This is a genomic window from Acidobacteriota bacterium (assembly GCA_035529075.1).
GTDB lineage: Bacteria > Zixibacteria > MSB-5A5 > GN15 > FEB-12 > DATKXK01.
Genome location: DATKXK010000008.1, coordinates 1 through 14,403, shown reverse-complemented (window position 1 = coordinate 14,403; position 14,403 = coordinate 1). Strand labels below are relative to the sequence as shown.

The 14,403-nt window shown below is 59.0% G+C and carries 9 protein-coding genes and 1 tRNA gene; 3 read left to right on the top strand and 7 right to left on the bottom strand.

Annotated elements, in window-relative coordinates; genetic code table 11:
- Positions 1-10: 10 nt before the first annotated feature.
- Positions 11-3,781: a M6 family metalloprotease domain-containing protein gene (locus tag VMY05_02390; protein HUV29929.1), complete on the top strand. Its 3,771-nt coding sequence runs from the start codon at positions 11-13 to the stop codon at positions 3,779-3,781.
- Positions 3,782-3,936: 155 nt separating this feature from the next.
- Here VMY05_02390 and VMY05_02385 read toward each other — a convergent pair.
- Both VMY05_02385 and VMY05_02380 read right to left on the bottom strand, forming a co-directional pair.
- A tRNA-Glu gene (locus VMY05_02385) sits at positions 3,937-4,008 on the bottom strand.
- A gap of 222 nt (positions 4,009-4,230) precedes the next feature.
- Positions 4,231-4,617 (bottom strand): hypothetical protein, encoded by a 387-nt coding sequence (locus tag VMY05_02380; GenBank protein ID HUV29928.1) that lies wholly within the window; start codon positions 4,615-4,617, stop codon positions 4,231-4,233.
- A gap of 153 nt (positions 4,618-4,770) precedes the next feature.
- Between VMY05_02380 and VMY05_02375 the strand changes: the two genes are divergently transcribed.
- Both VMY05_02375 and VMY05_02370 read left to right on the top strand, forming a co-directional pair.
- Positions 4,771-7,314 (top strand): AAA family ATPase, encoded by a 2,544-nt coding sequence (locus tag VMY05_02375; GenBank protein ID HUV29927.1) that lies wholly within the window; start codon positions 4,771-4,773, stop codon positions 7,312-7,314.
- Positions 7,315-7,386: 72 nt separating this feature from the next.
- Positions 7,387-7,728, top strand: coding sequence for a hypothetical protein (locus VMY05_02370; protein HUV29926.1), 342 nt, complete (start codon positions 7,387-7,389; stop codon positions 7,726-7,728).
- Positions 7,729-7,857: 129 nt separating this feature from the next.
- On the opposite strand, the gene VMY05_02365 is transcribed toward VMY05_02370, so the two are convergent.
- The 5 genes from VMY05_02365 to VMY05_02345 form a co-directional block, all read right to left on the bottom strand.
- Entirely contained in the window at positions 7,858-11,226 is a 3,369-nt protein-coding gene (locus VMY05_02365; protein ID HUV29925.1) for a hypothetical protein, read from the bottom strand.
- Between the two features lie 128 nt (positions 11,227-11,354).
- Positions 11,355-12,617 carry a UDP-N-acetylglucosamine 1-carboxyvinyltransferase gene (gene murA / locus VMY05_02360; protein ID HUV29924.1) on the bottom strand — a complete coding sequence of 421 codons (1,263 nt, stop codon included), beginning with the start codon at positions 12,615-12,617 and terminating at the stop codon, positions 11,355-11,357.
- 108 nt (positions 12,618-12,725) lie between these two features.
- Complete coding sequence (locus tag VMY05_02355; protein HUV29923.1) at positions 12,726-13,283, bottom strand: DUF4416 family protein; 558 nt, start codon at positions 13,281-13,283, stop codon at positions 12,726-12,728.
- A 104-nt stretch (positions 13,284-13,387) separates the two neighbouring features.
- Positions 13,388-13,822, bottom strand: coding sequence for a transposase (locus tag VMY05_02350; protein HUV29922.1), 435 nt, complete (start codon positions 13,820-13,822; stop codon positions 13,388-13,390).
- A gap of 190 nt (positions 13,823-14,012) precedes the next feature.
- A partial coding sequence (locus VMY05_02345; GenBank protein ID HUV29921.1) for a hypothetical protein occupies positions 14,013-14,403 on the bottom strand: 391 nt, incomplete at its 5' end.

Here is a 14,403-nt window from a genome sequence, read left to right as displayed (position 1 = left end):
CGGTGCCGCAATGGGACAGTCCGTGATCCGAACCGCCGCTTTTTCCGCGCTTGTCGTTCTGGTACTGACCGGCACGTCGTCGTCGGTGGCGCCGACCAGGGAGGCGGTTCAGGAATGGCTCGCACAGGGCGTTCTCGAGGAGAAGGCGCGGAACTGGGCGGCGTTCAAAGCCGCGGGCGGCTGTGCCCCCAATGAGTACTCGCCATTGAAAACGCTACGGTCGGTGCGCGACGCAGCGCAGGCCGGCCCCGTGGTTGATACTATTCACGTCGTTGTTCTTCTGGCCGAATTTACCGACTGGCGGGCGGCGGACCAGAGTGCCTACGGCACGCCGGAGGCGTTCGATTCCCTGCTGTTTTCCAATCGCGACACCGACCCGATACACAATCCCACCGGGTCCATGACCGACTACTACCTCGAGATATCGTACGGCAGCGTGTACATCAAGGGCGACATATACGGCTGGTACATGATGCCCGAGACGTACGCCTATTATGTTGACGATGACGACGGCCTGCAACATGGCCATGAGATTATTGGGGCGGCGGTAGATTCCGCGGAGGCCAACGGGGTGGACTTTTCGCTCTATGCCAACGGCGACTCCTGGGTTGACGGCGTCATAGTCATTCATGCCGGCCCGGGGGCGGAGGCCAACGAATGGGGCATCTGGTCTCACGCCTCGGCTATAACGCCGCTTACCTACGACGGTGTCGGCATTCGTATGTACATCATGTGTCCGGAGGAACAGGGAGACGAACTGGCCCCCATCGGCGTCATCTGCCACGAATGGGGGCATATCCTCGGGGCCTACGATATGTACGATCAGGATCTGACCAGTCCGGGCTGCGGCCTGGGTGACTGGTCGTTGATGGGCTCGGGGAGCTGGAACGGGTACGGGCTGACACCGGCGCATCCCGACGCGTTTACCAGAGAGCAAATGGGTCTCGTGGAGATATCGTGGCTGGACAGCAACCTGCACCAGGTCGAGTTGCCGCAGGTTGAAGAGAGTCCCGTCGTCTACGGCATGAAGGATAATCCGCTGGGGGAATCGCCCCAGTACTGGCTCATCGAGAACCGCCAGCAAGTCGGCTTCGACGTAGAGCTGCCAGGGGCGGGCCTGTGTATCTATCACGTCGACGAGGACGTCCCCGGGCAGCATGACCGGTTCCGGTACATGGTGGCTTTCGAGCAGGCCGACGGCCGCAACGACCTGGCCTTGAGGGGGGTCAGTGACAACGGTGATCCCTGGCCCGGCGCAACAAACAACCGTAACTTCCACGATCTGTCGGTGCCCGATTCGAAGAACAACTTCGGCGTAACCTCGGAAGTGGGCGTTCAGAGCATATCAAGTAACGGCTCGGTCATGCACGCGGATCTTGACGTGTACTTCTCGCGCCCCTGGATCGAGTTCTCGGCCGACACCCCGCCCGTGTTTATCGATCCGCCCCCCGGTGGCGACGGGGACGAGGTCCTGGAAGCCGGCGAAACCATCGAGTTTCACTGTCGCGTCGTGAACAAGATGCGTTCTGCCTATGCGGCGACGGCAAGCCTGACCGTCGACGCCGAGGGAGTTCAGTTCCTTCAGAATGACGTCCCCTTCGTCGGTGATTTCATCACTTACTCCGACGTCTGGATAGCACTACCGGTCAGGTTTTCGCTTCCGGTCGACTTTGAGTCGATTATCGCCCGTTTCACCCTGACGATCGTGGCGGATTCCGTCCCCGGGTCGGGTGACCGCGCGTTCACGGCCAGCCTTGAGTTTGACCATACTCTCGGCGCTCCACAGGTGCTGATTGTTGACGATGACAACGGGCAGACTTTCGAGCAGCGGTTCTCGACCAGCCTTACGGATCTGCGCCTTCCCAGCGAGACGTGGGACAAGAGTGTATCATCACCGCTCGGCAGTGATCTCCAGGCGTACAAAACGGTTATCTGGCATACGGGCAAGAACGACGGCGGCGGGGGGACCATCACGGTCGACGATATCGCGGCGCTGACGCAGTTTCTCGAGGGCGGGGGCAGCCTGTTCCTTTCGAGCCTGACGGCGGCGTCACAGCTGCACTCGCTGGATTCCGCCTTCATGGCCGACTACCTGCACGCTACGCTCGCCGGCCCCAGCGGGTTCACCCTCGGTTTCATGGGTATTGACGGCAACGTGGTCGCCGACGGGACGGCCTTCACGTACTACGGCAACGCGCCGATCAACCCGATGCATGATGGGCTGAATGCGTATGCCGACGGTCAGACGGCATTTTATCTGGCCGACGAATTCGGCAGCGGCAACTTCGGCGATTGCGCGGTCACGTACCTGGGCGACCACCGTACCGTCTTTGCCACTTTCGGAGCAGAGTTCATCAGTGAAGGAAACGACTACCTCGGATTCCAGCACCGCGACACGCTGCTGGTCCGGGTCCTGGACTTCTTCACCCACAGTTATCCGTACGTGCGCAGCCTCTTGCTGGAGGTGCAGGACGCGGACCAGGTTGCGGATCATACTCCGACGATCCTGTGGTCGGTTGTTGATACCGGTGCGTCTGTGCAGGCCGAGTATGAGATCGAAGTCGGCAGCGATAACGACTGGACCGCGGCGGAGATGTGGGTGCCCGGCGTCACCGGTTCGCCTGACTCCTCCGTAACCTATGCCGGAGCGCCGCTGCTTGATAGTGAGAGATACTGGGTCCGGCTGCGGTCAAGCAACGGCACCATCTGGTCGGAGTGGCTCTCGACTTCTTTTCACGTGAACACGCTGCCGCTGGCGCCGCAGTTGCGCAGTCCGTCGGACGGCCGGTTTGTCGGTAACCCGCCGATTCTGTATGTCTCCGGCGGCTCTGACGAAGAAAGCAACCAACTGTACTACCAGTTCGAAGTGTACGCCGACGAAGAGCTTGCCAGCGTCGTCACATCCTCTCCGAACGTCGAGGAGACTCCGGACTCGACGGGGTGGCTGGTCGACGCGGTCCTGGATGAGTTGACTCCGTACTGGTGGCGGGCACGAACGCACGACGGCGCCGAGTACTCGGCCTGGTCCGATTCCGGCACTTTCTTGGTCAACTCGGCCTACGAACCGCCGTGGGGCAGACTGGTTCTGCCCTCAGTCACGGTGGCACCTTGCGACACTTCCAGCATGATCCAGCCGGTCGTGGTGGAGATATCCAAGCCGCTGACGAAGGCCACAATCCCCCTGCAGATACCGGGGAACATCGAGATCCTCGAGGTCTCCTTCGACGGTCTGCCTGCCGAACCCTGGGATTTGAACTCGGTCGTGTTGGAACCGGAATCAGGCCTTCTTCTGGTAAGGCTTGATAACAGCCTTGGCTACGAGTTGGATCTTGACACCCCGACGGTGCTTGTTGAGATCTCTTTCACGGTTGCGGTACCGTGTCGGACGGGTCTCTCTCTGGTCTGGGACACGGCGCGGTACGCTGTGCCCGCGGAGGTGTTGAGTTTCACGGACACCATGGAGACGTTCGGGCCGGAATTCGACGCCGGTCTGAATGAAACAGTGGTTTTGCCGTACATTCCGGGCGAAGTTGATGGTCAGCCGGCCGTAGATATCGGTGACGTCACGTACCTTGTTGGCTACCTGTTCCTGGACGGAGCCGGGGCGTGCGTCGCTAACGCGGCGGACTTAAACGGTGACTGCGAAGGGCCGGACATCGGCGATCTTACGGCTCTCATACGTTATCTTTTTGCGCAAGGCGAGGAACCCCGGTGTGGTTGTGTGACCGCCGGTGCCACGGCGGCAGCGCGCCGGGCCGGGATGACGGCCCTGCCCGAGTGAAACGCCGTCGGGCGCGGGCTTCAGGGAATGGGGCAGCGGGCGTTCTTTTTGGCATTGATGTAAGTTGCTGCTCGATCAGACAGCGCGGGCAAAAAAAGTCTGGGTAGTCCGAACTAACCCACAGGGAAAAGTAGCTCGGACCACCCAGCGGTCTTTAGCGGTACGGGGGATCGAACCCCGGTTTGGTGGCTGAGAACCACCCGTCCTAACCACTAGACGATACCGCCGTTCAATGCGCAACGCTAAAGAAGCAACACGGCATATATACACATCGAGTTTAGGGGCTGTCAAGCGAAGCAATTTTGTTGATTGACAGCTACTTACGGCGGGCTGCTCCGTTAAGGGACTGACCGGGAACGGGTTAGTACTCCTCAACAATCTTTGATTTTTTTCGCCAAGGCTCGTGTCGGGGCATGACATCGGGTCTGCCGACACTGCCATTTTGGCGCTTACACTACGGAACGCGTTGGGCGATGGTATTCTAAGAGAACGATAGTGCCGTATCTGCCGGGCCGATACTCCAGAAGGCGACTCTGATAGCGATACGTGTTGTGGTCGATTTCGATCTCGCCCTGAAGTTCTCTGTCCGGCTGTGGCCGTCGCGAAAGCCTCCTGATTTTCCTGAGTGCCTGTCTGTCAAATAGAACCAGTCCCGAGGTGTGGAAGGCGAGACGGTCGTGCTCGTCATAGAAAAGCAGGGGCTGGTCGAAAGATCCCAGCACGCTCTTGAGCAGGCGGAGCTGGCCGCGGGTCCTGAAGTGTACAATCACGACGCACAGGAGGACTGCGACGGTGATAATCGGCAACCAGATCACTGTGGCGGGTGCATCAAGCAACGATGTAATACTATCCGGCATGCGGCTATAATAACACGGCTGTGCTGCCGGAGCTACAACAAAAGGTGCGTGCGCCGCTGTTTTTGGGTTGGATTCCGAGCACGTGCGAGCCTATACTACCGGCGTAACATCAGTGTATAATGGAGGGACGCAATGGCGACCAGTAAGCCCAGGAAATCGAAAAAGCGGCGTGGGTTGACATACAAGTCCTTAGATTATCGAGTTTCCTACAAGCCGGTCGGTGTAGCGTCCTCAGACGACGTTCCGCCCTGCAGCAGCATTATCGGCCAGCAGCGCGCCGTTGACGCCATCAGGCTGGGTCTGGACGTCAGGAGTCGGGGGTATAACGTTTTCGTGACGGGGCTTTCCGGCACCGGTCGAACGACTACCATCAAGCACCTGTTAGAACAACTCGAGCACGGACCGCCGGACCTTACCGACGTCGTCTACGTCAACAACTTCAAGAACGTTGACCACCCCAAGGTGCTGACGTTCAAAGCCGGTGAGGGCAGGCGGTTCAGGAAGGACATGGGGTACCTGATCAGTTCCATCCGCAAGGTTGTTCCCAAGATATTCCTCTCCGACGATTACAAGGACCGGTACAGCCGGCTGGTCCGCGAGTTCGAGGGCCGACAGAAGCAGCTCGTAAGCGGCTTCGAGGAAAAGCTGACCAAGGCCGGGTTTGTCATGGTGCAGATTCAGTCGGGGCTCGGCGTTCGCAACGAAATCCAGCCCCTTATCGAGAATGAGCCGACATCGATGGAGCAACTCGAACGGCTTTCCAAGGAAGGCAAGTACGCGTTGTCCGAGCTGGACGAGAGACGCCGCGCCTGGGATTCGCTGAGAAGAGAATTCGACGTTACCACCACTGAGTCGAAGAAGCTGACCAGCAAGCTCGAAGAAGCCGTCGAGAAGCTGAACTACTCCATGGTCGCGCCGCTGGTGGCCGACAAGGTGAACTTGCTGAAGAAACGGTATCCGAATGAGAAGGTTCAGGGCTACCTCGAAGGGGTGGAGGACGCCATGGTGAGCGATCTTGATCGTTACCGCGAGGCCCAGCCGCGTCGCGGCGAGGAAGAGGCGCCGCCGTTTCGCAAGCGCGAACCGTTTGAGGAGTTCTCGGTCAACCTCCTCCTGGACAACTCGGAAACCGCAACCGTCCCGATCGTGATCGAAAAGTCGCCTTCGTACAAGAACCTCTTCGGCTCTCTGGAACGGGTGGTGGATCGATTCGGTTACTGGCGGACCGATTTCACGCGCATTTTTTCCGGCTCGATCCTGAAGGCGTCCGGCGGGTTTCTCGTCGTCAACGCCCTGGATCTCTTCGGCGAGCCGGGCGCATGGATAGGTCTCAAGCGGGCGCTCCGGAACGGCGAAACTGAGATCACCGGTTACGATCCGCTTTCCATGATGGCCGGTTCCGGGATCACGCCGGAGCCGATCCCGCTTGAGGTCAAGGTGGTGCTGATCGGAGAGGACCGTATTTACCGGTTGCTGTGGAATTTCGACGAGGATTTCAAGAAGGTGTTCAAAATCAAGGCGGAGTTCGACTCCGTAATGCCGTACAACCGGGCGAACGTCACTGAGTACTTTCAGTTCGTCCGTCGGATTGTCGATGAGGAGCACCTCATGCCGTTTCACGTCAGTGGCCTGCAGGCCGTGGCCGAATACGGTCGAAGACTGGCCGGGCATCGGGAGAAGCTGAGCGTCCGGTTTACGGCCGTGGCCGACATCGTTCGCGAGGCGGCGTTCTGCGCTCGCCTTCGGGGAGCCAAGAAAGTTACCCGGCAGGACGTGCACGGTGCGGTGAGCGGGCGGCGCAGCCGGGTCAATCTCGTCGAGGACAAGATACAGGAGATGTTCGACACCAACACGCTCATGGTTTCCACGACGGGATCCGAGGTGGGCCAGATCAACGGGCTGTCGGTGTACGACATCGGGGACTACAGGTTCGGACGCCCGACCCGGATAACGGTGACAACGGCGCTTGGCAAGGCCGGAGTTATCAACATTGAACGTGAGGCCGAGCTTTCCGGTCCCGTGCACAACAAGGGCGTGTTGATTCTGTCCGGCTACCTGCGCAGCATGTTTGCCCAGGACAAACCGCTGGTGATGTCGGCGTCAATCTCCTTCGAACAGTCCTACAGCGGCGTTGACGGCGATTCGGCGTCGTCCACGGAGATCTACGGCATAATCTCGTCTTTGAGCCGAATACCCATCAATCAAGGTCTGGCGGTGACGGGATCGGTCAACCAGAAAGGTGAGATTCAACCGATCGGCGGCATCAATGAGAAAATCGAGGGTTTCTTCGACGTCTGCAAAGCGCGCGGTCTGACGGGAAACCAGGGCGTGCTCATGCCTCGTCAGAACGTACAGGACCTCCTGCTGCGGCCCGACGTGATGGACGCCGTCAAATCGGGCAAGTTCAGCATCTATCCCGTCAGGAGGATCAGCGAAGGGCTTGAGATACTGACCGGCGTGCCCGGGGGGCGGCGCACGGCGAGCGGTCGTTTCACCGCCGGTTCGGTGCTGGCCAGGGCGGATGAACGACTGTGCGACATGGCCGTCGAGCTGGAACGTTTCGGTCGTACGGCGGGTCGTAGTGACAAGGGCAACGACGGCAACGAAGCCGGTCGTTCGAAGCGAACGAGGACGAAGCGTTCGAAATCGGGGCGGCACGGGATGCAGCGTTCATGACGATGAACGCCGATGCGATGTCGGTACGACGGAAGACGCCTGCATCGCACGAGCCATGCCGGTGCCGTTGTGATGAACGCAAAAAAAATTCCAAGTTTGTTTATTTTTTTCTTGACATGGTTTTCGCTGATGATTTGTTTCCGGGCGAACGTTTCATATGGAGGATGTTCAATGCGCAAGGCTAAAAGAGCCAAGAAGAAGGTTGTGAAGAAAAAAGCAACCAAGAGGAAAGTGACTGCCAAGAAGAAAACCGCCAGCAAGAAGAAGGTAGCGGTCAAGAGGAAGGTAGTCAAGAGGAAAGCTGCTCCGAAGCGCAAATCAGCAAAGGTGCGCTGCTCGGGTAAGACCAAAGCAGGAAAGCGCTGCCGACGTTACACCGACGGCAAGTCGAAGCACTGTGCCTTGCATCGCTGAACCTTCTTGTTCGTTGTATAACGCGGTCGGTCATCCGGCCGCGTTTTTTTTTGGTGGGGAGGCGCCCTACACGTGGGAGAAAGACGACGGGTTTTGGCCCCGCCGAGCCACTGGCTCCATTCCGGCGGTCTAGAAATCGGCGCCGAATGAAAAGTAGTGGCGGGGTTTGTCCGACACCGTGTTGAAATCAGTCGACCACGCGATGTCATAGCGAAGGAGCGCGAATCCGAACAGGTTCAGCCGCATCCCCGTTCCGAATCCGGACTTTATGTCCCGAAGGCGCCTGTGTCCGCCTTCCGACGTGCCGCCCTTGAAGTTGCTTCCGGTCCACGCGGCGCCAATATCGGTGTACAGGGCGCCGATGACGTTACTGAGAACCAGGGGGAGGGGGAATCGCATGGCGAAGTACTGGATCAAGGGAAAGCGAAACTCCCAGTTCACGAGGCCGTAGCGGTCGCCCGAGAGGCCGTAGTAGTCCTCGCCTCGAAGCGGCGTCACGATGTCGGCGAAGTACAGGTTCTCCACGTCGTACACTTTGGCGTCGAGAGTACGGTTGCCGATCCAGTTGGTGGTGCCGCCGAGGAAATACTGTTTGGGCGTATTGCCCACCGACGCTCCGCCTGACAGCCGCAGCGCCATGGAGAACGTCTTGGTAAAGTGCCAGTACTTGCGAAAGTCAAGCTCGGCCGAGTAGAACTCGATGTCACCGGTGTCAAAGAGATTCACGACGGAGTTAAGAGTGACCTTGGCGCGCCGGCCGTTTATCGGTCCGGTGTATCCCCAGAGGACGTTGTCGAACACCCATGCCACGGTGGCCGTGGTCGCCTTGGAATTCCTGTCAGAACGAGGATCGAGGAAATCGATGTAGTCACGATCGATGAAGTGCTGCGAGGCAATAAGCTCGATCCGGCTGAACGTGGAAAAGGGACGGCTCACAAATCCCTGCAGGCCGTAAAAGCGATCGGAGAACAGGAAATTGTAGCTGTCAATGTAATAATTCTTGGTATGGAAAACGCCGCCGCCCATGGCGATCCGGCGCTGGTTGTTAAGGTAGAATGCCTGGATGTACGACTGGTCAATGGTGTTGACCAGGTCCGTGGCCAGGTAGATCTGGTGGTTGCCCAGGTAGTCCGAGAACACAAATACGGACTGACCGCGCAGGCCGAAAAACGTGTCATAGGCAAAACCGCCGCCGACGAAATCAGGCGTGAACCGGACTTTGTATTCATGAACCCTGTACTCACCGCCGGGAAGCAGGCTCGCGATGGAGTCAAACTCCGCCGGTTCCTCGCGCGGCATCGCCATGTACGCGCTGTCGCCGCCGGCGATATTCACAAACAGCGAGTCCAGGCGGCTCTCGTCGCCCTCTGAGACGTATACGTACTCATCGTCGTAAACGCCGGACCGGGTAACGGTGGAATCTTCCGTCGGCGCCGACGGTGTCGCCCCCGCGCTGTCGGTCAGGGCGGAGTCGTTGACAGCCGAGGTGACGGCTGAGTCGACCTGGCGAGGTCCCGTCGTTAAAACCGTATCCAGGTCTGCCAGGACGGCACTGGTGGTGTCCGCGGGTGCCTGTGTGCTGTCGGCGGGCCGGCCTTGCTCGGCCGTTGCGGACGTATCCACTGTATCTCCGACCATCCTGCTCTGGGCGAGAGTGCTGCGCTTTTCCCACTCCAGCAGGTCGTATTTGCCCAGAACGTAGTCGGTAGGTTTCAAGCGGCCGCTGTCGCCGACCGGGACGAGATCCTTCAGCAGGAAAACGTCCCAGGCACCGCGATAGAGGGCCGAGTATGCCAGTTGCGTGCCGTCGGGCGACCATGATACCTCGCGAATGCCCGTGAGAACGTCCGTTACGGCATAGTATCTGACGGTGTCGACATAGCCGACGTAAATGTTGTCGATGCCGTTGCGGTTGGACACGAACGCGATCTTGCTGCCGTCCGGGGACACGGTCGGCGCCGTGCTGGAACCGGGCCCGACGTCGATCGGTGTGATTCGCAGACCGGCGGTCTCGAGGCTGAAAATATTGTACGTGCCGTACTCCAGATCGCCCGGGCGAAGGGCGCCGGGTCCTGCGTAGGGATGACCCAGGTGATCAATGGCAGGATTCCGGGGATGCGGCCGGTCGGACGAGAAGACGATCTCGGCGGAATTGGGCATCCAACTCGGGCTGACGTCGTCAAAGCGGTCGTCGGTGAGCTGCTCGATCTCGCCCGTCTCGATATGATAGATGTACAGGTCCCGCTTGTGGTCACGTAGTGCTGAAAAGGCGATCTTGTCGCCGTCCGGTGACCATGATGGAGACTGAATGTTGTAGAAGTCGAGCCGAACCTTTTCGTAAACCTTCTGCCGGTACACGTCGAGAAAACAGATCACTTCCTTTCCCTTTGACTTGGCCACGAAGACCATCCGGCTGCCGTCGGGGGAAAACGACATGCCCGACACGTAGGAGTGCAGGGACTCCAGGTCGGCCGACCGCTCGGATTTGACCAGTCGGTTCAGCACCTTGCCGTCGGACGCCGATATGAGGACGATCTCGGTGTAATCGGAGCGATCGGTGAAAATCGCGATCTTGTCGCCTTCAGGGGAGAAGGTCGGTTTCTCGTTGAAGTACGAGCCGTCGTCCGGGGCGCGCGTCAGCCGGGTTCCGATCTCGTCGGCTTCCCGTCGCTCGGCGATCTCGGGCCAGTAACGGCGTTTCATCTCCTTGGAAAACTCTTCCCAGAACTCCTTCTCGGTGATGTCGATGGCCGATTTGAGCGCCTTGCCCATAGTCAGGTGGATTTTCCCCTTCTGGAGGATCTCCCCGAGTTTCTTCTCGCCGTACTTGTCGACGATGTATTTGACCATCGCCTGGCCCTGCTTGTAAGCCAGGTATCCGCCGAGGCGGTCCGGCGGTATCAGGTAGTTGTTGATAGTGGCGTCTCGTACGTACATGTCCGACCAGTAGTCCCAGCCGTGCCGCGAGGAATACTCGGCGAACCCTTCGGCGAACCACAGCGGTAACTGGAACAGTCTCTGGCGCGCCAGCAGCGATGCGAACGAGTTGCCGAAGAGCATGTCGTAGATGACGGCGTGCGTCAGTTCGTGGTGCAGGACATGCCGGAAATCTTCATAGGAGCCGGTGAACGGAATGGCGATCCGGTTCTTGAAGGCTTCGGTAAAACCGCCGACGCCCTCCGGAAGCAGGGCTGAGATGATGTTGGTTTGCTGGAAGTCGTTGTGCGAGTTGTAAACAAACACCGGAACGCGCCGCTTGATGCGGTAATTGAGCTCTTCCGTAATTTCGACATACGACGATTCCGCCACGGTAGCCGCAAACTTGGCCGTCGGGTATGCGTTTTCATAAAAGTAGATGTCGAAATGCCGGGTTTGAAGGTACTTCCAGTCGAAATCCTTGTACCGGACCTTATTTTTGCCGAACTGGGCCTCCTGGGCTATGCTTCCACCCGCCCAGCAGGCGAGAAGCAGCAGGCTGAGTCCAAAAACCTTTCTCATCAGATAACGCATCCTTACTTCGTTTCTTCGTCCCGGCACCGGATCGTGACGGGCATCCTGCCCGACCAGGTCCGCCGTCGGCCTCCCGGCCGCAGCCGCAGAAGGCGCCGAATCACGGGCTCCCTTTATTATACGGGTACTCTTTTGATATCGGCCCCGAGGGAGGCTAACTTTTCTTCCAATCTGTGATACCCGCGATCAACGTGATAGACCCGCAGGACCTCTGATTCTCCTCTCGCGGCCAGGCAGGCCAGCGTAATCCCTGCCCCGGCACGGATATCCGAGGCCATGACCTGCGCGCCGACGAGAGCGTCCACGCCGGTTACAATCGCTTCGGCGCTGGAAACCGTGATTTCTGCGCCCAGCCGGCGCAATTCCATCGTATGATTGAACCTATCTACAAAAACAGTTTCTTTGATATGAGATGTTCCCGAGGCAATCGTACAAGCCGCCATGATGGCTGCCTGTAAATCGGTGGGAAATCCCGGGTACGGAAAGGTCGTGACGCTGATGGCTGCCAGCCGTTTCGGCCCGCGAACACTCACGCCGGTTTTCTTCGTTTCGATCTGACAACCCATATCCTGGAGTTTGTGCGCCACGACTCTCAGCGGTTCCGTCTCGATGCCGGAGACTTCCACCGTCCCCCCGGTCATGGCGGCGGCGATCATGTACGTTCCGGCTACCAGACGGTCGCCCGACACTGCGTGTTCAACCGCGCTCAGCCGTTTGACGGGTTCGACGGTGATAGTGGGCGTGCCGACGCCGTGTATTTTCGCGCCTGCCTTGCCGAGAAACGCGGCCACGTCGGATATCTCCGGGTCGCAGGCGGCGTTGATGATAGTCGTTTGTCCCGCCGCGAGCACGGCGCCGAAAAGAATGTTCTCGGTGCCGGTGTGTGAGGGCCGGTCGAATATGACCGTTCCCCCGGTCAGCGGTTTGCCCTGCGCGATTACGTAGCCGCCCTTCTCGCTGATACGGGCGCCCAGGGCGGCGAACCCGCTGATATGGTAGTCAACCGGACGGGCGCCGAGAGAACAGCCCCCCGGCAGCGATACCCGCGCCTCGCCCAGGCGCGACAGCAGCGGACCCAGCACCAGAAACGAGGCCCGCATCTGCCGCATCAGGTCATACGGAGCGGTGTTCTTGTCGATATTCTCCGCGCTCACCGTCACCACTCGGGCCTTCTCATCGTAGGTCACTCTGGCCCCGAGATGTTCGAGCACGCGGATAATCGTGAAAATATCCCTCAACGGCGGGACGTTGCTGATGACCGATTCGCCCTTGTCGATGAGCAGCGCAGCGGCCAGTATCGGCAAAGCGGCGTTTTTTGAGCCATCGACCCTGATTTTGCCGTTCAGTGTCGACGGGCCCTGGATGACGAATTTATCCATCTCTGTTTCTTCGTATCCGGGGGCATTTTGGGCGTTCCCGGACGGATTTCGGAGGTTACCGACCTTTCACTTTAATGTCGGTAATGGACCCGTAAAAAGAAAGTGAAATCAGGCCACGGGGGATTTGGCCTGTTCTTCGTCGATGACGTCGAACGTCTGGCGGACTCTCAGGAAGAAATCCACGGCCTCATCGTGGCAGAAATCCGGGCTGGTCCACGGCAGGCGGGTGAATTTCCCGCGCGCCCATATAAGCTGGGTTTCCGCAAAGACCCCCCGGGCCAGGTATATCCGGTGGTTGTACTCGCGGTGCGAGGCCATGACGAGATTGTCCGGGGAGAGGATGCCGGGGTCGATGTTGACTGTTCGAAAGGTGTAGTCGTCGACGCGGTCGCCGAGTTGCCGCTCGATTTTGCGGCAGGCGGCCTTGATCTCCGGCAGGGCGTCGCGCGCCACCGGTTTCTCGAACGAGAAAAACCGCCGCATCAGGCCTTCGCCCATCTCCTCGGAGTACTTGTCGTTGTGCGTGTACGGGATATCGACAGTCTCGCACTGGATGCGCCCGAACTGTTTCTCGAGCTGCACCAGGGAGTCGGCGACGGCGTCGATATGCGAGTAGATTATCGAAATGACCAGCCGTCCCGGCGGCGGTATCTGTATACGAGCCATGGGTCAGCTATACACGGCCAAGCCGAGCAAATCAACAAAAACAGCAAATCTAGGGCGTAGGTCGGGTTCGGAGCGGCCGCAGGCCGCGAGAAACCCGACACTTCTCACTCGCCATACTCCCCGTCGAAACGGGGCCGCTCTCGCGTTCCCCAATCACGCGCATAGATCCCCCGGGCGGCCCATGTGGCCAACGACGAAAACCGCCAGAGAAAGGGGTCCCGGACCAAGCCGTGTTTAACCGGATTGTAATGAACGTAATCGACGTGACGACGGTAATCCGCGTCGTCTCTTATGATATGGTCCCAGAACCGGTGCTGCCAGACGCGGCCCGATCTTTCGGATTCCCGAACCTGCCGGGCGTAGGTGATCTTCATTCGATGCATGATCGTTGATATCGGCTCGTTGGCCACCGGCACAATGGCATGGAAATGGTTCGGCAGTATAACCCAGGCGGAAGGGAGAACGTCGCCCCATGATGAAAGAAAGAGTCCAAGATCGTCAGTCAGGATCGGTGCCCGGTTGTGTGTGACGACGGTCACAAAGCAAGGTGTGTCCGGTCGGTGATAGCGTCGAAGGGTCTTCATTATTCATCGGGGTGTCGGGTTTCTCACCCGCTTTCAACGGCCTCGGAACCCGACCTACGTATTTGCGTTAATCTCTTCATGTGTCGTAGGTTGGGTTCGGAGCGGCCCCGGCCGCGACAAACCCGACACCAGTCACTATATCAACCTACATCTCCCACAGGTCCTGAAGGAAAGACCGGCGTTCCTTGATCAGTTCAAGTTCTTTGGTGACAACGAACTGACCCTTCTCCTCGCCGGTCTCCATGTCGAACACTGTCCATTGTAACGATACAAGCATGAACGCCGGCAGAGAGGAACCCCAGCGCTTGCGGTGCGTTCCCGAATAGTCGCCCGTAACTCTCACCTGGCCCACCTCTATAGACCTGTACTTCCAGCGCACTTCCCCCTTCCAACCGTCGCTCCACACCTCAAGCTTCTGCGGCGTCGTGTCGCCGGCAAACAGAACTGCCCCGCTGTCGTATCTCAAATCCCGGCCCATGTGTTGAAGGCTGTCCCTGTGCATGTAGAATATTTCTATAGTGAACAGCGTATCAGGA